The organism is Occallatibacter sp. (genome assembly GCF_049510455.1).
Classification (GTDB): domain Bacteria; phylum Acidobacteriota; class Terriglobia; order Terriglobales; family Acidobacteriaceae; genus Telmatobacter.
Genome location: NZ_JBEKYX010000042.1, coordinates 1 through 24,254 on the forward strand (window position 1 = coordinate 1; position 24,254 = coordinate 24,254).

At 57.2% G+C, this 24,254-nt stretch carries 21 protein-coding genes; 12 read left to right on the forward strand and 9 right to left on the reverse strand.

Features of this window, described 5'->3' with window-relative positions; translation table 11 throughout:
- The coding region (locus tag ABSG47_RS09375) for an RHS repeat-associated core domain-containing protein (protein ID WP_424169162.1) at positions 1 to 708 on the forward strand (708 nt) is incomplete at its 5' end.
- Positions 709 to 2,168: 1,460 nt separating this feature from the next.
- Positions 2,169 to 2,498 (forward strand): hypothetical protein, encoded by a 330-nt coding sequence (locus ABSG47_RS09380; protein ID WP_424169164.1) that lies wholly within the window; start codon positions 2,169 to 2,171, stop codon positions 2,496 to 2,498.
- A gap of 1,203 nt (positions 2,499 to 3,701) precedes the next feature.
- On the opposite strand, the gene ABSG47_RS09385 is transcribed toward ABSG47_RS09380, so the two are convergent.
- Genes ABSG47_RS09385 through ABSG47_RS09410 form a run of 6 tightly spaced genes read right to left on the reverse strand, consistent with a single transcriptional unit; the run spans position 3,702 to position 9,652 of the window.
- Complete coding sequence (locus ABSG47_RS09385) at positions 3,702 to 4,493, reverse strand: ABC transporter permease (protein WP_424169166.1); 792 nt, start codon at positions 4,491 to 4,493, stop codon at positions 3,702 to 3,704.
- Entirely contained in the window at positions 4,490 to 5,266 is a 777-nt protein-coding gene (locus tag ABSG47_RS09390) for an ABC transporter ATP-binding protein (protein WP_424169168.1), read from the reverse strand. The genes ABSG47_RS09385 and ABSG47_RS09390 overlap by 4 nt, the downstream gene beginning before the upstream one ends.
- On the reverse strand, positions 5,260 to 6,969 hold the full coding sequence (locus ABSG47_RS09395) for a CocE/NonD family hydrolase (protein ID WP_424169170.1): 1,710 nt from the start codon (positions 6,967 to 6,969) through the stop codon (positions 5,260 to 5,262). The genes ABSG47_RS09390 and ABSG47_RS09395 overlap by 7 nt, the downstream gene beginning before the upstream one ends.
- 3 nt (positions 6,970 to 6,972) lie before the next feature.
- Positions 6,973 to 7,749 carry a creatininase family protein gene (locus ABSG47_RS09400; protein ID WP_424169172.1) on the reverse strand — a complete coding sequence of 259 codons (777 nt, stop codon included), beginning with the start codon at positions 7,747 to 7,749 and terminating at the stop codon, positions 6,973 to 6,975.
- On the reverse strand, positions 7,746 to 9,119 hold the full coding sequence (locus ABSG47_RS09405) for an FAD-binding oxidoreductase (RefSeq protein ID WP_424169174.1): 1,374 nt from the start codon (positions 9,117 to 9,119) through the stop codon (positions 7,746 to 7,748). Before ABSG47_RS09405 ends, ABSG47_RS09400 begins: the two co-directional genes overlap by 4 nt.
- Positions 9,116 to 9,652 carry a nucleoside deaminase gene (locus ABSG47_RS09410; protein WP_424169176.1) on the reverse strand — a complete coding sequence of 179 codons (537 nt, stop codon included), beginning with the start codon at positions 9,650 to 9,652 and terminating at the stop codon, positions 9,116 to 9,118. The genes ABSG47_RS09405 and ABSG47_RS09410 overlap by 4 nt, the downstream gene beginning before the upstream one ends.
- A gap of 107 nt (positions 9,653 to 9,759) precedes the next feature.
- Here ABSG47_RS09410 and ABSG47_RS09415 point away from each other — a divergent pair, with 107 nt between their 5' ends.
- Positions 9,760 to 10,755 (forward strand): ABC transporter substrate-binding protein, encoded by a 996-nt coding sequence (locus tag ABSG47_RS09415; protein ID WP_424169178.1) that lies wholly within the window; start codon positions 9,760 to 9,762, stop codon positions 10,753 to 10,755.
- A gap of 1 nt (position 10,756) precedes the next feature.
- On the opposite strand, the gene ABSG47_RS09420 is transcribed toward ABSG47_RS09415, so the two are convergent.
- Positions 10,757 to 11,542: an NIPSNAP family protein gene (locus ABSG47_RS09420; RefSeq protein ID WP_424169180.1), complete on the reverse strand. Its 786-nt coding sequence runs from the start codon at positions 11,540 to 11,542 to the stop codon at positions 10,757 to 10,759.
- Entirely contained in the window at positions 11,539 to 11,997 is a 459-nt protein-coding gene (locus ABSG47_RS09425; RefSeq protein ID WP_424169182.1) for a nucleoside deaminase, read from the reverse strand. Before ABSG47_RS09425 ends, ABSG47_RS09420 begins: the two co-directional genes overlap by 4 nt.
- Before the next feature lie 648 nt (positions 11,998 to 12,645).
- Between ABSG47_RS09425 and ABSG47_RS09430 the strand changes: the two genes are divergently transcribed.
- Positions 12,646 to 13,086, forward strand: coding sequence for a MerR family transcriptional regulator (locus tag ABSG47_RS09430; protein WP_424169184.1), 441 nt, complete (start codon positions 12,646 to 12,648; stop codon positions 13,084 to 13,086).
- A gap of 120 nt (positions 13,087 to 13,206) precedes the next feature.
- On the opposite strand, the gene ABSG47_RS09435 is transcribed toward ABSG47_RS09430, so the two are convergent.
- The gene (locus ABSG47_RS09435; protein ID WP_424169186.1) at positions 13,207 to 13,995 is read right to left on the reverse strand and encodes a TIGR03435 family protein; all 789 of its coding nucleotides are present in this window, start codon (positions 13,993 to 13,995) and stop codon (positions 13,207 to 13,209) included.
- 113 nt (positions 13,996 to 14,108) lie between these two features.
- Here ABSG47_RS09435 and ABSG47_RS09440 point away from each other — a divergent pair, with 113 nt between their 5' ends.
- The 8 genes from ABSG47_RS09440 to ABSG47_RS09475 all read left to right on the forward strand — a co-directional run bounded on the left by ABSG47_RS09440 (position 14,109) and on the right by ABSG47_RS09475 (position 24,252).
- Entirely contained in the window at positions 14,109 to 15,098 is a 990-nt protein-coding gene (locus ABSG47_RS09440) for an aldo/keto reductase (RefSeq protein WP_424169188.1), read from the forward strand.
- Positions 15,099 to 15,335: 237 nt separating this feature from the next.
- The gene (locus tag ABSG47_RS09445; protein WP_424169190.1) at positions 15,336 to 16,043 is read left to right on the forward strand and encodes a (2Fe-2S)-binding protein; all 708 of its coding nucleotides are present in this window, start codon (positions 15,336 to 15,338) and stop codon (positions 16,041 to 16,043) included.
- 103 nt (positions 16,044 to 16,146) lie between these two features.
- Positions 16,147 to 17,139 carry an FAD binding domain-containing protein gene (locus ABSG47_RS09450; protein WP_424169192.1) on the forward strand — a complete coding sequence of 331 codons (993 nt, stop codon included), beginning with the start codon at positions 16,147 to 16,149 and terminating at the stop codon, positions 17,137 to 17,139.
- A gap of 125 nt (positions 17,140 to 17,264) precedes the next feature.
- Entirely contained in the window at positions 17,265 to 19,514 is a 2,250-nt protein-coding gene (locus ABSG47_RS09455) for a xanthine dehydrogenase family protein molybdopterin-binding subunit (protein WP_424169194.1), read from the forward strand.
- Between the two features lie 146 nt (positions 19,515 to 19,660).
- Positions 19,661 to 20,704, forward strand: coding sequence for an XdhC family protein (locus ABSG47_RS09460; RefSeq protein ID WP_424169195.1), 1,044 nt, complete (start codon positions 19,661 to 19,663; stop codon positions 20,702 to 20,704).
- Between the two features lie 285 nt (positions 20,705 to 20,989).
- Positions 20,990 to 22,534, forward strand: a complete 1,545-nt coding sequence (locus ABSG47_RS09465) for a B12-binding domain-containing radical SAM protein (protein ID WP_424169197.1) — start codon at positions 20,990 to 20,992, stop codon at positions 22,532 to 22,534.
- A complete protein-coding gene (locus ABSG47_RS09470) occupies positions 22,528 to 22,728 on the forward strand; it encodes a hypothetical protein (RefSeq protein WP_424169199.1) in 201 nt (66 codons plus the stop codon). The genes ABSG47_RS09465 and ABSG47_RS09470 overlap by 7 nt, the downstream gene beginning before the upstream one ends.
- Before the next feature lie 24 nt (positions 22,729 to 22,752).
- Positions 22,753 to 24,252: a B12-binding domain-containing radical SAM protein gene (locus ABSG47_RS09475; protein WP_424169201.1), complete on the forward strand. Its 1,500-nt coding sequence runs from the start codon at positions 22,753 to 22,755 to the stop codon at positions 24,250 to 24,252.
- Positions 24,253 to 24,254 lie beyond the last annotated feature (2 nt).

A 24,254-nucleotide genomic window follows, 5' to 3' on the forward strand; every position in this document is an offset into this window, starting at 1 on the left:
GACGCTCAGATGACGGCCTCCGGTTCGGATACGGACGCATATCACTATGCCATGCTCGATTCCGATTCAGAATCCGACACGGATCATGCACAGTTCCGGCAGTACAACAGCACGCAGGGAAGATGGCATTCGCCTGATCCGTACTACGGCAGCTACAACATCTACAATCCGCAGAGTTTCAACAGATATGTCTATGCAAAGAACAACCCACTTAGTCGCATTGATCCGGCTGGGCTGGAGGATGGGGACGGATGCCCTGATGGGGAACAATGTGTCTGGGGTGATAACGGCTGGGGCAATGCACCGGAATGTGATGCTGATCTGTGTGTTGACGCTCCTGGCCAACCCGATCCACCACCCAACCAACCCGATCCACCACCCAGCGGTCCCAACGAACCTGACCTTGGAGGTAGCGGTCCTCAACAGCCGAACATTCCAGGAGGCGGACGTAACGGTGCCCCAACTCGGACGCCCGAACAACAGCTTGAAGCACGCTGCTTCGCGATCACTGCCTCGGTTAAGACTCTTACTGTGACCGCCACAGCAAACGGTCTGGTCGCGGCAGGAGCTGTTGCTTTCGGAACATTCGTTCCTGTCACCGCTCCTGTTGCACTTCCCTTCGCCGCTATTACCGGCGGAATTGCTGGGCTTGAAGCATTGGGAGCGGCCGGACTTGACCTCTACGGATTTGTGAGCGGATGCAAGTAGGAGACCGTGAATGAGTAATCTAGATCATGCTTTTGGCAAAGAGAGAATACGAAAACCCACAACGGCGATCTACATGAATCGCTGGGTGATTGGGCTCCAAATCTTTGTCACTAGCGTATTAGTTGGAGCAATGGAATTAAAGACATTCCTTCGTTTCAGCGCTTCCGCGTCAGAGACGAAAAGGTTTGATCTCTTGTTGGCAGCATTTTACCCATTGATCATCGTGGCTTGTGCTTTGCTAATCTACCTTTCAATAAGACGCCGATTGTCAGAAACAAATGAGGGTGCCTCACTTTTGCGCATGATTTCGTTTCAAGGGCTACTGCTTCTGAATCTAGCCCTATTGGGTATGGACGTATTGAGGCTTCGTTAGCAGCCCCAAGTAACTTACAAAAAGCGAAAGCGATCGCACAATGCGCTGCCAATGTTGGTAATTCACTGTCTCTTGCGGCGCTGCTTCCGCAAGGCGCGCCAACTTTTCTACAAAATGCGCTCGGAAACGATTTTTCTACAATTTCAAACCTGGTCACGGGACCAAACAGAGGAGGAGCCGTGATCAGTGTTGCGCAAGGAAAACTCACTAGTACGGCTGTTACTGCAGTTGGAAATATTCCGACAGGTTCATCGCTGCTATTTATCGAGGGAGAGGGTGCTGCTGAGAACACCATAGAGGTCACTCCGACTGTCGCCACTTCGCTGCTTGGCGAGGCGGCGGGTGCACTCGTGACCTCCGTAGCAGAAGCTAAACTCGCCTTGGATGGCGCGACATATCTCTATGGGGTACTCAAATGTTCAAACGTAGTCCCATAGCGAAAGCCTCCCCACTTTCCCCCCGAGATCGCTTCTGGGGTGTCGGAGCGGCTTTCAGCGCACTCTACTGCATCGCCTTGTCCTTCATGCTATTTCAACCGGAGGCGATGAGGAGATTTGCAATTGGGTTGGTGGCCTTTCTCTTCTGCTTTTATTTCGTCAGGAATAAAAAAGGCGTTTCTGTCGGAATAGCGGTTTTTGTTGCGCTACGGATAGTATGGGGATTAATAACTGCAGTCCTCCAGAGCCCCAAATAAAATGTCGCCGTATCCTTTCCCGGCGAACGCGGTGCCTTGTTCAACGAGCACAGGGGCAAATTTCATGGCTCCTCCGGGATTCAGCGTCAGTAATATCGCCGCGAATGGTGCAACCAATGGACTCTCGGGAGCGGGGGCTGCTGTTGGTCAATTTGGATATTACGACTACCAGCGTTATGTGACAGGATCAGGAACCTTCAACTTTTACTACGGTTACACACCTGTAGCCAACATAGCGGTGGGGGCCTATCTGCAAGGCGCGGGATACGCTTGGGCGTCTAGTGCGATCTCAAACACGTATGCGGCGTTCAACTCGTCAAACGGAGCTACTGCTCAGCAGGCGCAGTTTAGAAATCTTGGCATAGCTCTGGCTTCTGGAAAGGCGACATACACATGTCAATCGCATCCGTAGATCGCCCTTCGGGCAGCTCGGTAAAACCCCTTGATCTCGTGTTCCTGCTCTCGAACGCGGCGGGAATCCTGCTTTACCTTAGGCTCGCTTCCCACGGCTGGAGAATACCGGAAGAGCATGGAGCGATCCCTGTAACGGGCGAGCCCTTCGTGTGGGCTCTCGCTCTGCCGGTCTTAGGAGCCTTCCTGCTGGCGGACATCGTGTGGGGTAGCTTGCTCTTGCGTTACCGGCAGCCGAAGCGAGGGCTGTGGTGGATCATCACCGGTGGCTTATGGGCCATCGCCCTATGGGTAGACTTCGCTCACCACTAGGTTCGTTTATAGTCAGCGGGCCGTCTCTTCGGGGGCGGCCTTGCTGCGTATGGAAGAAACGCTGCCTACGGCATCGGGTTGAGGGGTGACACGTCACCCCCGAATGGGTGCTGTGGAGGAACTAAAAGTTCCTCTGCGGGAACGTCAATGGAATGAGCGGCCTAGAGTCAATAGCCGCGAAAATGCTGGCGTTTACAGGTTGCTGTGGGTGAACGTGAATGGAATCATCGACTAAGAGGAAAAGCGGGCGTTTAGAGGGTGTTCTGCGTAAACGCGGCGGTTGCTGTGCGTGAACGTGTTGAAAACACAGCCCTTGAGCATCCATGGCCGAATACCCTCCGCTCCGTCGTCCGTCAAGGCTCTGCGCTTCGCTCCGACCGCTACGCGGCGCGCCAAGGACGCGCGGCCCTGACCGACGCCTCCGCTGGCGGGTGGCCCCGATCCCGCTGCGCTCCAAGCAACACTGAGGGTGCCCCCGGTCCCTCGCCTTTGGGGACCGGGGATGGAAGCGACTGTCAACGACGGGTGCCCCAGGTTCCTGTTGTTGGGACTTGGGATACCACAATAGCCAGCCCGTCATCCTGTACCTAGCTGTACTTCAGGCCGAGTGAAGAACCTGCTTTTGCTTTTCAGTCCCCATAGTCCTTGTAGCTCATATTACGAAAGTCCAATGCCCTTTCGTAACGTCTCGCCTCTTCAGATAGTTTGCATAAAATTAACCCCATTTGTGCTTTACTAATAATCAGCAGAGAAAAGTGACGGCCCGAATCCATGATGGATTCGGGCCGTCGTCGTTAAAACGGGAGAGTGCATTCCCTTCCCGCCTTTGTCACTGTCACTGGGAACCATCTCGTCGAGGATATCTATGGCCTTTTATATTCTTTTGCCCTTTATCTATAACCCTGTTCCCTCGCAACTGGGCAGTGAAGCTGCACAGTTGCGGAATAAAGATCGCATAAAGATTTCTATCAGGAGTGTGAACTTTGCCCCAACCCCAACAAAAAACATCACTTCGGAGACAGGGCTGCACAGGATAACTCACATCGTTGTCCGCAATCGAACACTCGCTTCTTCCACCGGCGCAGCTCAAAAAGCCGCGGCCAACTCCTCGGAAGACTTGAATAATCTCCCCTCAACCCGCCGCGCATGGTCAGGATGCGTAATCAATTGCCAGCCGTTTTCCGTCTCCATCCGCAGCATCGCCTACTCACCAACAGTTTCACGAGTGGACTCATGCCAGTGGTGCAGCGCCAGCCACTCGAAGAACATCACCAGAAAGAAAAAACCAAACCCCAGCAGCGTCGCCGCCGCCACCAATGCAAACATATAGCCGGTTTCCATCTGATTATTCGCGTAAATAATGGAATAACCCAATCCGCCTTCGCCCACGCGGGTCGATCCGGCAAAGAGTTCGCCGGTAATGCCTCCAATCACAGCAATTCCAGCAGAAATCCGGATCCCGGTAAACAGATTCGGCAGCGCATGAGGCAGCTTCAGCTTCAGCAGCACCTGGGCCGGCGCCGCCTTGTGCATCAGAAAAAGATCGATCAGATTGCGATCCACACTAATCAGTCCTTGCGTCGTATTCGCAATAATCGGCGCAAGACAAATAATGAAAGTCACAAGCATCACAGCCGAAATCCCCGGCCCAACCCAGTTGATAATCAGCGGCGCAATCGCAACAATCGGCACAGTCTGCAAAAGAATCGTGTAGGGATAGACAAGCTGACGCATCCAGCGCCACTGGGCAAAGAGCAGCGCCGCCGCGATTCCAACAACAATGCTGGCAGCAAGTCCACCCACAGCCTCTATCGTCGTAATCCAGAGCGAATTAAGCAGCGAAGGATAGCGCTCCCACGCCGCAGCAAGAACTGCACCCGGCCCGGGAAGCATATAAACAGGAAAATGCGCCATCGCCACCACGCTAGCCCACAGTCCAATCAGGCACACAAATACAATCGCGCTATTAACGATAAGCCACGCCCGCTTCTTCATGCGTGCTGCGCTCCTCTCAGCAGGCGCGATACACGCGTAACTTCTGCCTCAAACGCATCCGACTCCCGCGTCTCCGCAGTCCGCGGCCACGGCAGTTCGATAGCAACGTCATGCACCACTCGGCTCGGATGAGGCGCAAGAATAATGATTCGCGTCGAGAGAAAAACCGCTTCTGCCACCGAATGCGTCACAAATAGAACAGTCCACTTCTGCTCGGCATACAAACGCAAAAGCTCCTCATTCATACGGTCACGCGTCATCTCGTCCAACGCGGCAAAAGGTTCATCCATCAGCAGAGTGCGTGGCCGGCTCACAAGGGCGCGCGCAATTGAAACGCGCATCTTCATGCCACCCGAAAGCTGCCTGGGATAGCTCTGCGCAACATCGCCCAGACGCACCAGCTCGAGCATCTGCGCCACACGCTCCTCACGAAGAGAACGCGCCGCGTGTTCCAGTTCCAGGCCTAGGCCTACATTCTGCTCCACGGTGCGCCACGGCAGCAGCGTCGCATCTTGAAAGATAAAGCTCATCATCTGCCGAGCATTTTCCGGAGTCATGCCATTCACACTGACCGATCCTGCGGTCAAAGGACTCAGGCCAGAGACAAGCCGCAATAGCGTGGATTTGCCGCAACCGGATGGACCAAGAATGCTCACGAACTCGCCTCGTTCAATATTGAGCGAGATGCCTTGCAGCACCGGCGCGCCTCCGCGAAAGCGCTTCTCCACGCCATGCAGCACAATTTCCGGAATCGTACCTGCTTCAGTCACCATCCCGGCTCTCCCTTCACTGGAAGATAGAGAGCCGAAGCATGTGAGACAGTATGCAGAATCTGCTGTGTAGATCGCGCCGAGTTCCAGCTATCTGCAAGTTGCGACGGAGTGTCGCAGGAAGGATTACGGTCGTAAAGCGGAAACGCCGAACTGGCAATCTCAAGCCGCAGCCGCTCACCCCGCGCAAGCACAAAAGCAATAGGCTCCAAAGAAAACTCCCATGCCTGAATCGAGTCCGGCTCATAACCAGCATTGCGGAAGACCCACGAACTCCGGGCAATGCCGATGCACAAAAACTCTGCCCGTCCATTTGGCATAACGCGCACTAGCTTGGCAGTAAAATCCGCATTCGGCGCGGATGTTGTCGTGTAGAGCTTCATGCGAGGCTGGCCTAGAACCTCTGTTGCCTTTGCTACAGGCTCTGAGGTATAGACAAGCAGATTGTTCCCCATCTCCATGGCGGACTGATCGAATGAACCGCTCATAGCTTGCGGCCCACCGGGAGCCATCACGGGAACTTCAGGATCGTAGACGAAGACATCGCGCGGCTCATCTGTCTCCGGCGCGTTGGCTGTCAGAATTCCGTCGCCTTTGCGGGAGTTAGCATTACCGCTGCTATGCAAGTACAGCGGACAATCTGATTCCGCAGACCACTCCTCCGACGCGCGCCACTCATTCGGACCTAGAGAGAAATATCGAATACGCGGCTCATCACTCCATGTCTCAGCATCCTTGAGCCAGTGATCGAACCATCGCAGAAGAATCTCATTCGTGTTGAGGTTAGCTGCTTCGCCCAAAGTCGATTCGCCTGTGCGGTCTCCCCATGAAATATGAACCCACGGACCGGCAAGCAGGTATTGGTTCTTTCTGGCATACTCCGTACCGGCGCGCTCGCGCAAGGCAAGGTAGCCGGCAATAGAGCCTTCAAGATACGTATCAAACCAACCAGAGATGTGCAGCGCCGGCAAGTGAATTCGATCGAGTCGCGTGCTGATGTCCAACTCTGCCCAGTAATCCCCAGGCTCGCGATGCGTCATCCAATCACGGACATAGCTCGGAAGCGCTGGATCATCAATCGCCGGATGCAAAAAGTAGGGCGCAAAAGCTGACTGAGTGCGAATACTGGTCCACGCAGCTTCCAGTTTGTCACTTGCCGCGCGCAGGCCCTTGCGGCGGGCATCCTCACGCAGCATCTGAATGCCCCAGCCAAGCGTAGAGGACAGGCGCAAAGCACCGTGGTGATAAAACCAGCCGTGATAAAGATCCACAGCAGTCATGTGCGGCGCTATGCATACCAGTCCCTCAGGCTGCTCAGCCGCGGCAAGCAACTGCGTAGCTCCCTGGTAGGAAAATCCATATATGCCGATGCGGCCGTTGCAGGCCGAATGTGTCCTTAGACATGCAATAGACTCCGCGCCGTCGCGGCCCTCGTTACGGAACGGATAGAACTCGCCGGTTGACCCACCTCTGCCGCGCACATCCTGAATTACAACGTGGAAGCCGTGGCGGGCAAACCAGACTGGATGTGCGTAGACGACTGTCGAAGCGATGTCGCGCCCGTATGGCTGACGTATGAAGAGCGTCGGCCAAGGACCTTGACCCTCTGGATAGTAATGATCGGAGACGAGAATCGTGTCATCGCTTAGGCGGCACTCAACTCCTCGCTCCAGCCTTACTCCATTGCCGCAATCCACAAGCGCCATTGGTCAGGCTCCATGCTTCGGAACAAAGTTGTACATGGCAATGAGAATCTCAGCCAGTCGTGCCGCCGCCTCGTTGGCCCAGCGCGCGCCATTTTCCGCGGTTGCCAAAGTTGGATCGCCAAGAACGCCGCTCGGTGCGATGTCGCGGGTGAGCCAGGCGAAGTTGGCTGAAGAGCCTTCCGGCTTGAGCAATTCTGGTTGATCGACGCGGGCAATGTAATTCGAAGTGTACTCGGACGTGTCGACGAGCTCCGGCGTGGCGTGTAAGAGATAAGCTGTTTCGATTTCGCCTGCATGGAAGCCGTACGTACGCTCCTGCTGACTGACGCCTTCAAAGCTCGCGCCGGGTGAGCCGAAGAGCGAAAAGGCTCGCAGGCCAAACTCCGCACGAAGATCGCGCGCCAGCACATCTACTAGAGAGGTGTTGCCACCGTGAGTGTTGTACAGGACAACTTTCTTGAAGCCGCTCGCGGTTATGCTGGCGCCGAGATCGCGCACGACAGAGAGAAAGGTTGTTGCAGATACCGAGAGCGTACCTGGAAAGCCAAGATGTTCATTGCTCTTGCCGTAGCAGATGGGCAAATCGACAGGAACAAGCTCAAGCGCCTTACCGAGCAGCAGATTATTGATCAGTGTGTCCGTCGCAAGTGGTAGATGATGACCGTGCTGCTCAATCGCAGCAGTGGGCAAAACCAGCAGAGTGGTCTCGCGCGGAAGTGCGTCCACCTGCTTCCATGTCAGGTACGCGAAGTTGCGCGCATCGGGGATCCAGGTCTTCATTGAGCAGTTTCCACTTCCAGGGTCTCCTTGTGAAAGCTGACCATTTTGCCGGGATTAAGCAGGCCGCGTGGATCGTATTTCTGCTTGACTCGCAGTTGTATGTTATCGGGACGGAATCGGCCGCCATCTTCCAGATAGTTTACGTGCGGATTGGCGACAAACACTCCGATTGCACGGCAATAGTCAATCATCTCCTGCAGGCGTTCGGGTGTGGTGAAGCGAACAACCGGAATTGCGCCGGGGATGACCACGCCTTCACCGTTTTTCATGAACTCTATGTGGAAGAGAAACTCTTCGCCGAAGCGCTCACGAAGTTTGCGGAATTGTTCACGACATTCGGTGGGCGAAAAGCCGCATTGAAGGTAAGTCCAGGAAGGATCAGCCTTCATGGCCCAGAGCGTGGTGTGGTTCCATGTGTAATCGCTCAGCAGCGGCTGGGTACGTGGGCCGTCATAAGCACCGGTAAATGTGACCTCGCCTCCCGCAGATTGAGCAGCTTCACGCAGCGAGGCCAGTTGATCCGTAGCAATCATCAACAGAACGATCGACTTTCCTTCGCGAACAACCTGCTTGACGGGCGTAAAGAAGGATGGAATGGACCACTCGAAGACCGTGACAAGGCGTTTGATCCATTCGGCACCGACAGCGATGGATTCAGCGAAGTCGAAAGCTTTGTCATAGCCATCAAATGCAATCGCGATCTGTATCCACGCGATGGCTGGCGTGAGCGCAAACCAGATGCGCGTGAGGATACCGTTGGTTCCCCAGGCATGGAGAATCTCATGTACCGCTGCACCTTCATGCAGCACGACGCGCGGCTCATCTTCCATTGTGACGACTTCGAAGGCGCGAACCGTGTCGAAGTCGCGTAGACCACCGTGAGCGACTGAACCAATACCGCCTGAGCCGCCACAGAGGAAACCGCCAACGGATGCTTTAACGAGCGTCGAAGGATACATCCGCAGCTCCCATCCGCGAGTGCGAGCTTCAGTTTCAAGCGCACCGAGACGCAGGCCCGGCTGGCAGATAGCAACGCCATCCTGGGTAACCGATTCGAGCTTGTCCATCAAAGACAGATCGAGGATGATGCCGCCGTGAAGTGGGACGCACTGGCCATAGTTGCCGGTGCCCGCGCCGCGCGTGGTCACTGGAATCTCATGTTGACCGGCGAATCGAAGAACCGCGAGAATCTCCTCCACATTGACCGGCTGGACTGCGATATCGCCCTGCTTGTTCACAAGCTGCGGATGGAGGATGGGCGAGTACCAATAAAAATCGTGCGAGAGGCGGTCGAGAACCGCCGGCGCGGTGATCACGCGTGCGGGATCGGCGATGAGTTGACGCATATCTGACGCAAGCTGTTCACTCATGCCGGCCTCTTCTTGCGGCCTGTGGCCCACTCGCGGAAAGCGCGGAGCATATTGGGATGCGTAAAGAGAGCGTTGCATTCGTCACGCAAGACGGGACCGTCGACAACACAGCTCATGTCGCTGCGTTTGGCGACTTCCGTGGCCGGTATGTGAATCTGCAGAACGTGGCGTTTAGCGTCGTCGATGGTAGCGCCGTAGACGACACGATCCAGCTCTGACCACAACGCGCAACTCATGCACATGGGGCATGGCTCGCAGGTGGTGTACAGCGTATAACCCGCGAGTGAGAGCGTCTTGAGGCGGCGTGTGGCAAGTCGAATGGCGCGAACCTCGGCGTGGAGCGAGGGGTCAAACTGGCGGTGCGCATCATTCAATGCTCGGAGAAGTAATTTGCCGGTACGCGTATGCACGACAGCTGCGCCAAAAGGACGCGGGGCAGGCGTTTCAAGCGAACGGGCTGTAAATGCGGCCAGCGCGGCCATGCGCTCATGATCGAGCGCAAGCTGATGACTGCTGCTGGAAGTGAATGCCATATCAAAACTTTGCACTGCGGCCCCATGAGAAAGCAATGAAGAAGCGCAGTGCGAGGCGCATGATAGCTTTCAATCACGGATGGTTTTCCTTTCTTTGAAGGACTGGCATGATACGACTGAAATTGCGTGTGCATGTATGGACGGCTCTTTGCGCGGTTCTGCTAACCGCTGGCGTAGTTGTTCCTGTCTCGGGCTGCAGAAGCGGCACGACAGGCACGGCGAATGGCTTAACGCCGGTGCGGCTGCAGCTGGACTGGTATCCCCAGCCGGAGCATGGCGGATTTTTTGAAGCTCAACTCAACGGCTATTACAAGGCCGAAGGGCTGGAAGTAACGCTTGTGCCGCTGCCGCAGTATGGCAGTAGTGGACAACTGGTGATGAACGGCAAGGCTGATTTCGGACTGGGCACGAGCGACCAGCTTCTGGAGTGGAACTCGAATGGGCTGCCGCTTCAGGCCGTTGCGGCGACGATGCAGCACGATGCGCAGGCGATCATGGTGCATAAGGATTCGCCTATTCATGATTTCAAAGATCTCGAGGGCCATACCATTGCGGCACAGACCGGCGCGACGTGGCTGAAGTATGTAACGACACGGTACGGCCTGAAAAACGTGAAGCAGATTTCGTCTACGCGGTCGGTGGCGAACTTTCTGGCCGATCCCAATTACGTCCAGCAGGTCTTTATCACCAGCGAGCCATTTTTCATAAAGCAGGCCGGTGCGGAGGCGCGAACAATTCTTATCAGCAGTTCGGGATACGATCCGTACCGCGTGCAGTTCACCACACGGGAGTACGCGCAACAACATGCCGACGTGGTACAGAAGTTTGTGCGGGCCACAATTCGCGGTTGGCAGGATTACCTCAAAGATCCCGGCCCAGTGAACAAATATCTTCTGGCTCTGAATCCGGCGCTGAATCCGGCACAGGAGGCTTATACGGCTCAGGCGCTGCGTGACGGCGGGTTTATTGGCGACGATCCGCAGATTGGCCGGATGACGGCGGCACGCTGGCAAGCCAGCTATGACCAGTTGAAGTCGATGGGGATTCTGCGGAATGCTTTCGACCCGGCACAGGCGTATTCGCTGAAGTTTGCCGGACTGTGACTCAGATCTGTGAAGCGGACAACGGGCTGAGGTAGAGGTTAGTGATGTTGCTGACGATGGCCTCGTAGGCAAAGCGCGGGTCGGCAGAGAGCTTCTTCCAGTTGGGGTCGTTGCGGAAGGTGTTCCATTGGGCGTCGAGCTGGGCTGTGTCGTCGAAGGCGAGCATGTAGGTAAGGCTGGGCATGCGTGGGCCGACGAGTGTGTCACCGAAGAAGACGGGGCGGAAACCGGCGGCTTTGAAGATGTCAAATTCGCCGGAGTGGAACATTTTGACCTTCACTTCATGGGCGTGGAAGCTGGGGCTCTCATAGGTGCGAAGCTGGAAGATGCGCTTTGCGCCTTTGGCGGGTGGAGTGATGCCTGGCCAGCCACGGAAGGCGACGAGCAGGGATGAATCCACACGAAGGAACGCGGGAGATGTGGCGGGCGCGGCCAGAAACGGCTCGGCGGCTTTGAGATATTCCGCATCGGCGGCCAGATCTTCCTCAATCATGGTGACGACGGGCGAGTTACCAGGAATCAGCACGTAGAAGCTGGGGGTTTCCGGACCTACTTCCAAACGGAAGGCTCCCACGGACCCTCGGTTGCGACGGGTCAAGGCAGGAATCAGGGCTTCGCTGAGATATTTTTCAGTGAGTGCGGTTTGGGGCCCGGTTTGCATGGTGTAGCGGCGAAGCAGATAGAACTGCCGGTGGGTGAATTTGAACTCTGTTCTTGCCTCCTGTGCGCTCGCAAGAGTAGCGGCGGAGGCGGCGAGTGTGGATGAGAGAAATTTGCGGCGGTTCATGGTTCATCCTCTCCGATGTCTTCGTTCCAGATTTCGGGGTTGGCGGCGATGAAGCGGTCCATCAGGCTGCGGCATTCGGCGTTGTCGAGGTCGATGACCTGGACGCCGTTTTCGCGGAGCCAGTCGAGGCCGCCGGAGAAGGTGCGGCTTTCGCCGACTATGAGGGTTCCGATGCGGAATTGGCGGATGAGTCCGGAGCAGTACCAGCAGGGAGCGAGTGTTGTGACCATGATCTTGTCACGGTAAGAGCGCTGTCGGCCCGCGGCGCGGAAGGCGTCAGTTTCGCCGTGGACGCTGGGATCGCTCTGCTGGACGCGGCGGTTGCGGCCACGGCCGAGGAGTTCGCCTTGGGCTGTGAATAAAGCTGCGCCGACGGGGACGCCTCCTTCGGAAAGACCGAGTCGAGCTTCTTCAAGTGCTACTTGAAGCATGGTGCTGTAATTTAGCTGATTCATTTGAGCTTTCGATCCGTGTGGATGATGATAATGCTTCGACTTGCTAGGTGTTCGATTTTGGACGACTCCGGGAGTTATCCTGTGCAAGGTCGATTTCCAAGCTATTTATTTTGTTCAGTTTGTGAGATTTTCCACACTCCTTATACAAATCTTTATGCGATCTTCATTCCGCAACTGTGCAGCTTCGCTGCCCAGTTGCGAGGGAATAGGGAACAGGGAACAGGGAACAGGGTTGTAGATAAAGGGCAAAAGAATATAAAAGGCCATAGATATCCTCGACGAGATGGTTCCCTGTGACAGTGAAAAAGGCGGGGAGGGGGTACTCTCTCCAGTCTTAACGACGACGGCCCAAATCCATGATGGATTCGGGCCGTCGTATTTCTGCTGATTATGATTGTTTCACAAACGACCTTAATTCTAAGCAAACTTTCTGAAAGAAATTCCGCACAAAGGTCCAATGGACTTTAGTAACGTGGAGCGATGCTGAACCTGAATCGAAGTCTTAAGAAATGTTAAGCAAGTAAAGACAAGCTTGCGATTACGACCCTTAAGTTATTGATAAAATGCAGTTTTGATGGCAAACAAGGCTCTTCGTCGACTACCCGGAATTATTGACTTTGAGCGTGCTTCAAGGAGTACGTTGATGGTATGCGGAACATTGGCTATACCATTCGCACGATGGCGGAGCGCTGCGGTATGACGACGCACACTCTACGTTATTACGAACGTGTTGGACTTATTCAGCCTGTGGGCAGGGCTCGGAACGGACACCGGCGCTACTCTGAGACCGATGCGGTGTGGCTGGAATTTCTGCACTGCATGCGGGATACGAATATCCCGATCCGGGAGCTGCAACGGTACGCGGCGCTGCGGGAGCAGGGCGAGGTGACTTCGCTCGAACGGCGGAAGATCCTAGAAGACCACCAGTCAGTGGTTGCGACGCAGATTGAGGCGCTTGAGAAGGCGCATGCAATCCTGACGCACAAGATTGCGAACTACCGGAAGATTGAAGAGAAACTGGGATTGACCCGCTCTTCGGAATCGGCAGAGACAGAGCGGGAAGAGCAGCAGCTAATGGCGATAGCGTGAGAGCAGCTTTTAGCTTTTAGCTCTTAGCTTTTAGCGTGCCGGCGATGGTACAACCTCTTGATCCTCTACAGGCACCCGGCCGCAGTGATGGGGTACGGGAAATCCCTGGAACGCAGGAGATCAGTTTTCGGAAGGCTGGCTGACGGCATCCACGACGATGATCTCCACAGAGTCTTTTGAAGGAAGCAGTTTCAGGCCCAACTGCTCGCGCAGAGCCGTGATGATGGTGGCTTGCTGGTCGATGGATTGAAGGTCTTCATCATCATCCGCGGCCCATTTCAGCTCCAGGTCGTATCTGCCGGTCAGGCCGGTCTTGTCGAGGATGTGCCTGTCGACCTTGCGGGACAAGGTGGTTGCGATATCGGCGGTTGTCATACCGGTGCCGACCAGTTTTGCCCGATCCATGGAAGTCTGTGAACCCGGCGACTTGGATTCGGTCCTTTTCAGCGTGGCCCCGCCCTTCGCAATCACGAGATGGTAAACCGGCAAGACCTTCACCTCGTGATGGAATTTCAAGCCGAATCTCTCCGTCAGGATTTGGGCGCACATTTCTCTGCGTTTTGCCTGACGTTCTTCCGCGGGCAGCTTATCGAGCGCTGCCATTGTGTCCTCGTCCATCTTGGCTTCTACATCGAAACGCGTGGATTCCGCCCACTTTGGAAGACCTGATACCTGATCCCCCCAGGGAAGGCCAAAGGCGTATTGGATGAGCCTCGGAAGCACGGTATCCGCGGAGAGGATATCGCGGCGAACGCTAAGATTACTGCTATTCGGATCACCTTTCGACTTTTTTACAGAAACGACTTCGTAAGTTAACTCCTTGCTCTTTGGGGTTTGAGCAGAACAGGAGAGCGTGAAGAGGAACGGAACAGCAACTGTCATGAGAACTGCAATCCATTGGTTGCGCATTGGTGTGCTCCGGATTGATTCCTGACTAACGATGACGCAGAATCCATTCTTGACGCTCAGGATGACAATTCTGTTCGGAAGAGGCAAAATCAAGCTCGACAGGAGTGTCGGTTATGAAGAAGCGACGGTTGGGAGCGAAGGGGCCTGAGGTTTCAGCCATTGGGCTGGGCTGCATGGGCATGAGCGAGTTCTACGGGGCTGGCGATGAGCAGGAATCGATTGCCACGATTCACCGCGCATTGGAACTGGGGATCGATTTTCTGGACACCTCGGATGTTTACGGGCCTTATACCAATGAAGAGTTAGTGGGACGGGCTATCAAGGATCGGCGCGACAGGGTTTTTCTGGCGACGAAGTTTGGAATAGTGCGCGATCCTGCGAACCCGACGAAGCGGGGCGTGGATGGAAGCCCGGCGTATGTGCGGAAATCTGCCGAGGCGAGCCTGAAGCGGCTGCAGGTGGAGACGATTGATCTCTACTACCAGCATCGCGTTGACGCGAAGACTCCGATTGAAGAGACGGTGGGCGAGATGGCGCGGCTTGTGGAGGAAGGCAAGGTGCGGTATCTCGGCTTGAGCGAGGCTGCGCCGGAGACGCTGGAGCGGGCGAATGCAGTCCACCAGATTACGGCGCTTCAGACGGAGTATTCCCTGTGGTCGCGGGAGCCGGAAGAGGGATTGCTGGCGCTCTGCGAAAAGCTGGGTACGGGGTTTGTGGCGTACAGTCCGCTGGGACGTGGTTTTTTGACCGGCGCGTTCAAGAGCCCTGACGATTTTGAGGCGGATGACTTTCGGCGGAACTCGCCGCGATTCCAAGGCGAGAATTTCCAGAAGAACCTGGCTCTGGTGGAGAAGGTGAAGGAGTATGCCGCTGGGGTGGGGTTGACTTCAAGCCAGTTGGCGCTGGCGTGGGTGCTCAAGCAGAGTGAGAATGTTGTGCCGATTCCGGGGACCAAGCGCAGGAAGTATCTGGAAGAAAATGCGGCGGCTGTGGATGCTGCGGTTCCGGCAGATTTGGTGGAGAAGCTGAGTGCGGAGTTTCCGTTGAATGTGGTGTCTGGTACGCGGTATGCGCCGGCGATGATGGAGCTGTTGAACAGATAGAGATCAGGGGGTAGAGATCAGTTCTCCCACCCTAGCCGCAAAAACAAGAACGCGGCGAGGGTGGGGCACCCGGTTGCTTTATTGACCTGATCAAAGCGGTGGATAGAGCGGAAAGCTGTATAGCAGATCAATTAGGATGATGGGCACGGCGGGTGAGCCGCCGATACTTGAATGTTGTTCCCAGGTTCCCTGCCAATGGGAGCCTGTTCGTATTTCTCTTCATCAAGGAGGCCCGCTGTGGCCGATTTTCCTGGGACTCGTTTTAAGCATTTGGGGCCGCGTAACGTTCCTGCTGCGGCGACGGCGGATGCGGAGCGGCAGAGTATCGACCTTGAACCTCTTGCGCCTGAACCGGTGCAGGGTGGGTTCACGCGACGGACATTTCTCTCCGGATTGGGCGCGGCGGGTGTGCTGACTGCAGCCCCGCTGGCGAGGGCTGTGCCGGTGACGGAGCCTGGAGCTGAAGCCCCGCCAGAGGCCGAGCATGTGGCCGATGTGACGCTGCGGGTGAACGGCAAGGAATACGCGTTGAAGGGGCTGGACACGCGGGCGACGCTGCTGGATACGCTGCGGGAGCGGATTCATCTGACTGGGACGAAGAAGGGTTGCGATCACGGACAGTGCGGTGCGTGCACGGTGCATGTGAATGGACGGCGGGTGAATAGCTGCCTCTCCTTTGCGGTGATGCATGAGGGCGATGAGGTTACGACGATTGAAGGGCTGGGCGAGCCGGAGAAGATGCATGCGATGCAGGCGGCGTTTGTGGAGCATGACGGCTACCAGTGCGGCTATTGCACGAGCGGGCAGATTATGAGCGCAGTGGCGTTGTTAAAGGAGCCGATTGGGCCGTTAGATGAAGACGTTCGACATGCGATGGCGGGGAATATCTGCCGGTGTGGGGCTTATAAGAATATTTTGGCGGCGGTGAAGTCGGTTCGAGCGTAGCTCGAACCGACAGAGATCAGGGGTCAGAGATCAGTTATCCCACCCTAGCCGCAAAAACAAAGACGCGGCGAGGGTGGGGCACCCGGTGGAGTGGAGGGTTTCGATGCAGAGTTTTGGGTATGTGAAGGCGACGGGGACGGAGAAGGCGTTGGCTGGCTTTGCGGTGAATGCGCGGTTTATTGCCGGTGGGACTACGCTGGTGGATTTGATGAAGCTGGGGGTTGAGAAGCCTTCGGGCCTCGTGGACATTAATCTTCTGCCGCTGGACAAGATTGAACTGACGCCTTCTGGCGGGTTGACGATTGGCGCGCTGGTGCGGAACTCGGATCTGGCATGGAATGCGACGGTGAAGGAAAAATACGCTGTGCTTTCTCAGGCGATTCTTTCGGGGGCTTCACCGCAGTTGCGGAATATGGCGACTACGGGTGGGAATTTGTTGCAGCGGGTGAGGTGCGCGTATTTTCGCGATCCGAGCGCGGGCCAGCCGGGCGGATATGGGTGCAACAAGCGCGCGCCGGGGACGGGCTGCGCGGCGATGGATGGGTTTCATCGAGTTCATGCGGTGCTGGGTACTAGCGAGCACTGCATTGCGACGCATCCGAGCGATATGTGCGTGGCGATGGCGGCTTTGGAAGCTGTGATTCATGTTGAAGGGCCGAATGGGAAGCGCACGATTGGGTTTGCGGATTTCCATAAGCTGCCGGGGGAGACTCCGCAGATTGAGAATGCGCTCGCAGCCGGTGAGCTGGTGACGTATGTGGAGCTGCCGAAGCCCGTGGAGGGTGCGAAGAGCGCTTATTTGAAGCTGCGGGATCGCGCGAGTTATGAGTTTGCACTGGCGAGTGCGGCGGTGGTGGCTCGCGTTGAGGGTGGACGCGTGAAGTATGTGCGCGTGGCTATGGGTGGGGTGGGTACGAAGCCGTGGCGTTCCCATGAAGCCGAGGCGGCGCTGATGGGCAAGGAAGCTACGGCGGCGAATTTTCGTGCGGCGGCTGAGGCGGCGATGAGGCATGCGAGGGCGCGGCGGGATAATGCGTTCAAGGTGGAGTTGGCGAAGAGATGTGTGGTGAGGACGCTGAAGATGGCGACTGCGTAGGGATTGTGAGCAGGGACAAGAACCGATGCGCGCGAGTCTGCTTCGCGGTATCCCAGGTCTCAAAATCGAGACCTGGGGCACCCACTGATCGTGCTTGATGAGCAGAGAACGGGGGATGTATGGGAATGACTGTGGTGGAACCGGATTCGATGATTGGGAGTTCGATTGTTGGGAAGGCTACGTCGCGGATTGACGGGCCGATGAAGACTACCGGCGCGGCGGAGTATGCAGCGGACTTTTATTTTCCGGGGATGGTGCATGCGATTCCGGTGACGGCGACGATTGCAAGTGGGCGGATTGTGAAGGTGGACTCGTCTGTTGCTGGAAAGATGCCGGGGGTGTTGCTGGTGCTGGATCACGGGAATGTGGGGAAGCTGTACAGGACGGTTCCCGGCGACCAGAATGCGACGAACAGCGAGGTAAGGGCCGCGCTTGAGGACGAGATTGTTCGGCACTGGGGCCAGTATGTGGCAGTTGTGGTGGCGAATACTTTAGAGCAGGCTACGGCTGCTGCTGCGGCGGTGAGGGTGGAGTATGAAGCGCTGCCATCCAATGTGAAGGCAAGTTTGGCGGATTTTGACGGGAAGCGGAAGTCGGTTTCAAAGCGCGGTGATCCGGATAAGGTTTTTGACGCGGCTCCGGTGAAGGTGGACCAGACTTACATTACGCCTGTCGAGACGCATAGCCCGATTGAGCTGCATGCGAGCGTGGTGGTTTGGGATGGGGACCGCGTGACGATGTTTGAGACTTCGCAGGGCGTGGTGAATCATCGCGTGGTGATGGCGCAGGTGCTGGGACTGCCTGTGGAGAATGTGCGCGTGGTGACGCGGTTCCTGGGATCGGGATTTGGAGGAAAGCTGTTTCCGTGGCCTCATGCGGCGCTGGCGGCTGTTGCGGCAAAGAGGCTGGATCGGCCGGTGAAGCTCAGTGTGACTCGGCGGATGATGTTTTCGAGTGTGGGCTACAGGCCGCGCACGGAGCAGCATGTGAAGCTGGGTGCAACTAAGGAAGGCAAGCTGCTGGCGGTACGGCATGATTACCTGAACAACACTTCGATTCTGGATGATTATGACGAGGGGTGCGGTGAGGCTACGCCGTATCTGTATAGCGTGGCGAACCTGGAAGTGACGAGCGGGCTGGTGAGGCGGAATATGGGCGCGCCGATGTATATGCGCGGGCCGGGGGCGGTTCCGGGACTGTATGCGACGGAAGCGGCTATGAATGAGTTGGCCGATGCGCTGGCGATGGATCCGGTGAAGCTGCGTGTGTTGAACGATACCGATAAGGATGAGAGCGAGGGTGGGAAGCCGTTTTCTTCGCGGCATTATCGCGAGTGCATGGAGACGGGCGCGCAGAAGTTTGGGTGGGAGAAGCGGACGCAGGGGATTGGTTCGATGCGGCGGGATGGCAAAGTGCTGGGCTGGGGGATGGCGGGCGCGAGCTGGGTGGCGCTGCGGCTGCCATGCACGGCGGCGGTGGAGTTTTGCGACACGGGGCGGGTTTGCGTAAGGTGCGCTACGCAGGATATTGGCACAGGAACGTACACGGTGTTTGCGCAGGTGGCGCATGAGAAAACTGGCGTGCCGCTGGATAGGATCGATGTGTTTCTGGGGGACAGTTCCCTTCCCGACGGGCCTACTTCGGGTGGTTCGATGGTGACGGGGTCGGTGCTGAATGCGATTGCGCAGGGTGCTGACAACGCGATCCGGAGGCTGCAGCATTTGGCGGCGGAGACGGAGGGAACTCCGCTGAATGGCGCGAAGGTGGAGACGATTGCGTTTACGAATGGGCGGTTGCATGCGAAGGATTCGGCGGCGGCTGGTGGGACTGCCTTTGCGGACCTGCTGAAGGCGGCGAATCTGGCGCGGATCAGCGCGGAGGGTAAGACGCTCGCGACATGGGAGGATCCGAAGTCGAAGGGATTCTCGCTGCACTCGTATGGGGCGCAGTTTGTGGAGGTGGAGTGGGAGCCGGAGATTGCGCGGCTGAGGGTGAGCCGGGTCGTGAGCGTGATCGATGGGGGAAGGATTATCAACCCGAAGGCTGCGGAGAACCAGATTGCCGGAGCGGTGGTGATGGGCGTGGGCATGGGGTTGATGGAAGAGACGATTTACGACGAGCGGACGGGACAGCCGATCAATGGCAGCATGGCGGATTATCTGATGGCAACGTGTGCGGATGCGCCGGAGATCGATGTGACGTTTTTGAATTATCCCGACCCTGTGATGGGTGAGTATGGCGCGCGCGGGGTTGGCGAGATTGGGTTGGCGGGGATTGCGCCGGCGATTACGGCGGCGGTGCATCATGCTACAGGGTTAAGGGTGAGGGAGCTGCCGGTGAGGATTGAGGATTTGCTGCAATCGAAGATTGTTTGAGGCAGGGACCGAGGGAAAAGGGACAAGACAAAAGCAGGTCCTTCGACTCACCACCCCCGAGCTGAAAAACGCTCGGGGCCCCGTTCGCTCAGAATGACACTCCATTTTCTCTATGATTGAAATTTTCTTTCCATGATTGAGATGCGATGACGGATTTGGAGCAGATATTGCCGCTGTGGAGGGATCTGGAGGCTTCCGGGGCGGAGTATGTGCTGGCAACGGTGGTGAAGGTGGAGGGTTCGAGCTACCGGAAGCCGGGGGCGCGGATGCTGCTGGCTGCGGATGGACGGCGCGCGGGCACGGTGAGCGGTGGATGCCTGGAGGCTGCTGTGGCGAAGAAGGCCTGGTGGCTGACGGAGAGCGGTCCGGTAGTGCAGAGTTATTCGACGCTGGAGGATGATGGCGAGCTGCCGTATGGGTCAGGCTGCGGCGGGGTGGTTTGGATTTTGCTGGAGCGGCGTGGGACTGCGGACGAGGTGATGCGGGCGCTGGAGGAAGCGTGGAATGCGCGTGTGCCTCTGGCGATTGCTACGGTGTTGCAGGGCGAGCGGATTGGGCAACGGGTGTTTGCAATGACGGCGGGAGATTTGGAGTTGGCGGCGCTGGAAAAGTTTTGCGCGGATCTGCCGGTGTGGATCGAAGAGCATGCGGCGCGACCCGCGCTGTGGGTCTTTGGTGCGGGAGACGATACGAAGCCGCTGGTGAAGATGGCGCGGACGCTCGGTTGGTATGTAGCTGTTGCGGATGGAAGGTCGCATCTGGCGACTGCGGGGCGGTTTATCGAGGCGAATGCAGTGACTGTGCTTGCGGCCGATGAGCCGCCGAAGATCGATGCGCGTGCGCGCGATGCGGCGGTAGTGATGACGCATAGCTTTGAGCAGGATTCGCGCATACTGGCTGGATTGCTGAGCGGTCCTGCGAGGCCTGCTTACATTGGCGTGCTGGGACCGCAGCGGCGGACGCGGGAACTGCTGCAAGATGTGGCGCGAAGGCTGGGTTTTGTGCCGAGTGAACGAGTGATTGAAGGCTGGCTGGCAGAGCTTCATTCGCCGACGGGGCTGGATCTGGGCGCGGAGACGCCAGCGATGATTGCGCTGTCGATTGTGGCGGAGATTCAGAAGACGCTTTCGGGTGGGACGGGCCTGCCGCTGAAGCAGGTGCGGGGAATGAAGGCGGCGCCGTTGGTTTAAGGGTCGCGCGAGAACTTGAACGCCTCCGAGCGTTGTTGCTCTTCGCCAATCGACAACGGCGGCAGTGGACGCCCCTCGGCATCGGATTTCTTCCCACTTGATCCGAGGACATAACCACACATATTTATGCTAATTAGTTTAGAGACAGGACATTAGGGTCATTCGATTGTTGCCGCGCTGTCCTCTGACGAATCCCGAACGACAGGATATGTTTCCTTCCTTTGTCGGCAACAAAATTACACTTCGCTTACAACCTGATGACAATCGCCTCGGCGCGGGTTCACTATGCTTATCAAAGCAACGACGGGTGACGGGCATAGCGTGCGAACATCAAAAAAAATCGTATTCTTCTTTCCATCGTTCTCCAGCTCTGAAGCCACGGCGCCGCTCGGGATTCTAGCCGTAGCGACCCCTCTGATCCGTGCCGGCTTTGAAATCGTGCTGATCGACTCAACCATCACTCCCGACTTCAAGGGCCGTGTCCTCGAAGAAGTGAAAGACGCGCTTTGCCTGGGCGTATCGCTGGTGACGGGTCCGATGATCCGCGAAACCGTTGAGATCGCAAAAGCAGTGAAGGCCTGGGACCCGGACTTCCCCGTGGTGCTGGGCGGATGGCATCCTTCGCTGCTCCCGCAGCAGACGCTGGAGGCGCCGTACCTCGACTACATCGTTCGAGGACAGGGCGAGGACAGCTTTCTGGAGTTGGTGCAGCATCTGCGTGCCGGGTCTGCGCCGGATTTCGTCGCGGGCATCGGTTTCAAGCGCGACGGCAAGTTGATCATGACGCCGGAACGCGCGCTGCGCCCGCTTGCGGAAATGCCCCCAAAGGCCTACCAGATCGCCGACTTCGATGCGTACGAGCGCAAGTGCGGCCGCCGCTGGGCGATGTACACCTCTAGTCTCGCATGCCCCTTCAACTGCGGTTACTGCACAAACGCCGGCGTCTACGGGCGCAAGTGGAACGCCCTCTCGCCCGAGCAATTTGTGGAAGAGACAGTGGATCTCAGCCGCAGGTACGCACTGGAGATGATCTGGGTTGTCGATGACAACTTTATGGTGGACATGGACCGCGTCCGGGGAATCGCCGAAGGCCTGGTACGTGAAAACTCGCATTTCAAGTGGAGCGTTCAAGCCACCAGCAACGTAGTCGCGCGGATTTCGCCTGAGGATTTGCGCCTGTTGCACCGCGCGGGCCTACAGCAGATATGTCAGGGTATAGATTCCGGTTCGCCGACGGTGCTGAAGTTGATGAACAAGGACTGGCAGGACTTTGAAGCCATCCACGAGAGCGCCGCCCGCTGCCTGGAAGCGGGGATTCGGCCCTCCTTCAACATGATTTTCGCGTATCCGGGCGAAGGCAGGAAGGAGAGGCGCGAGAGCATCGATTTCATGATGAAAACCTGCCGAAAATATCCCGGTGCGGAATGGTGGACAAACATCTTTACGCCCTATCCGGGTTCGCCGGTTTTCTCCAAAGCAACCGAGCTTGGCATCGAGCTTCCAGCCACGCTGGAGGGATGGGCGGATTACTTCCCTCGCTACACGCGCCTTCCCTGGCTCAATGGCAAGGAACACACCAGGCTGCAGGTCACGCGCGACTATCTGCGAGTGGCCTTCGATCGCGTCCCGATTGCCGCGGACAAGCGTGGTAAAATTACTCGCTTGATTCAAAAGTGCATTTCGCTTCCCGCTCGCTGGCGGCTGGATCACGACATCTATAGCGCGCCGGTGGAGTTGTGGCTCAACAACAAGTTGAAGCGCTACACCGCGATGAAGCCTACCGTCGACGCCAAGCGGCTTGCGAACACGCCTGCGGAGGCTGCATGTTAACTGCTCCATACGATGGGCTGCCGCTCGGCGCGCCGCTTTCGATGCTGTCTTTGGCGGGCACACTGCGTGAAGCCAACTTTGAAGTTGTGCCAATCGATGCTGTGATGGAGCCACGCTTGCTCAACCAGACTTGCAAGCGCCTCTCTCCTGTGACGGGTCAGGCCTTGCCCGCGGAGACAGCCAATGTTTGCTGAACTGCCGTTGCGTGGAGGTGGCCCATGGCAGACGTCCTGCTGACGCACTCATACCACCTGCCGTACGACCAGAAGCAGGTGCGGAAGATGCAGCCCTATCGTCCATTGGGCACCCTGTATGCTGCCGCTACTCTTCGCGCCGCGGGCTTCACGGTTGCCCTGTTTGACACGATGTTGTTGAATCCGGAGCAGGAGTTCGCTGCTTTCCTCGCGGAGCACAACCCGCGTGCCGTCGTGATCTACGAAGACGATTTCAACTTCCTTACCAAAATGTGCCTCACGCGCATGAGAGAAGTTGCATGGCACATAACAGAGGCCGCAAAGCAAAGAGGACTCCCTGTCGTCGTCCACGGTTCGGACGCTACCGATCATCCTGAGATCTTTCTCAATCATGGTGTCGACTACGTGCTGCGAGGAGAAGCCGAGCAGACGCTGGTCGAACTCTGCGGCAATCTGCTCAACCAGACGCGTCCGGCCGAGATTGACGGTCTCGTCCGCACTGCCGCGAATGGCACACAGGTGTACAGCCGCCAGAGGCTCTCGCAGAATCCGGATTGGACCGAATTGCCGCAACCGCCCCGCGATCTGACGGACTTCGCGCCCTACCGCAAGGCATGGGTCGAGGCGCACGGCTACTTCTCGGTAAACATGGTTTCGAGCCGCGGTTGTCCCTACCGCTGCAACTGGTGCGCGAAACCGATCTCCGGCAACAAATTCCATCTGCGTTCCGCCGCAGCCGTGGCGGAAGAGATGCAACAGCTCAAGGCGGACGCGCAGGCCGACCACATCTGGTTCGGCGACGATGTGTTTGCGCTGAACAGCCATTGGGTCCAGGATTTCGCTTCTGAAGTGACCCGAATGGACGCAGCTCTTCCCTTCAAGATTCAGTCCCGCGCGGACCTGATGAGCGAAAAGACAGTAGCAGCGCTGCGGACCGCAGGCTGTGCTGAGATATGGATGGGCGTTGAGTCCGGCTCGCAAAAAATACTCGACGCCATGGACAAAGGCCTCCGGCTCTCGACCGTCCGCACGGCCCGGCAGCGTTTGAAGGACGCAGGCATTCGAGCATGTTACTTCCTGCAGTTCGGCTATCCTGGCGAAAAATGGCAGGACCTGCAGGAGACCATCGCTTTTGTCCGCAGCACTCGGCCCGACGACATCGGAATCTCGTTCTCCTATCCGCTGCCCGGAACCGTCTTCTACGAGCGCGTCCAGGCCCAACTGGGAGTCAAACGCAACTGGGCTGATAGCGACGACCTGTGCATCATGTTTCAGGCCGAGTACGCGAGCGAGTTCTACCGCGCCGTGCGCAATGCTCTCCACGCCGAAGTCGACGCCTGGAACTCCGGCAGCGAAGCCCGCACGGCGGCTTCCGTCGATCAACTGTGGAAGGAAGTCTTCGCGCTCGAACCGGGCAGCAGAAACCCCAACGCGCTCGTCCTCTCGCAGGATCACATCGGCGCCACGGAGCAGCCAGCGGGCTTCATCCCCGTTCACCAGTTAACCGGGACCACGGGGGGATAAAT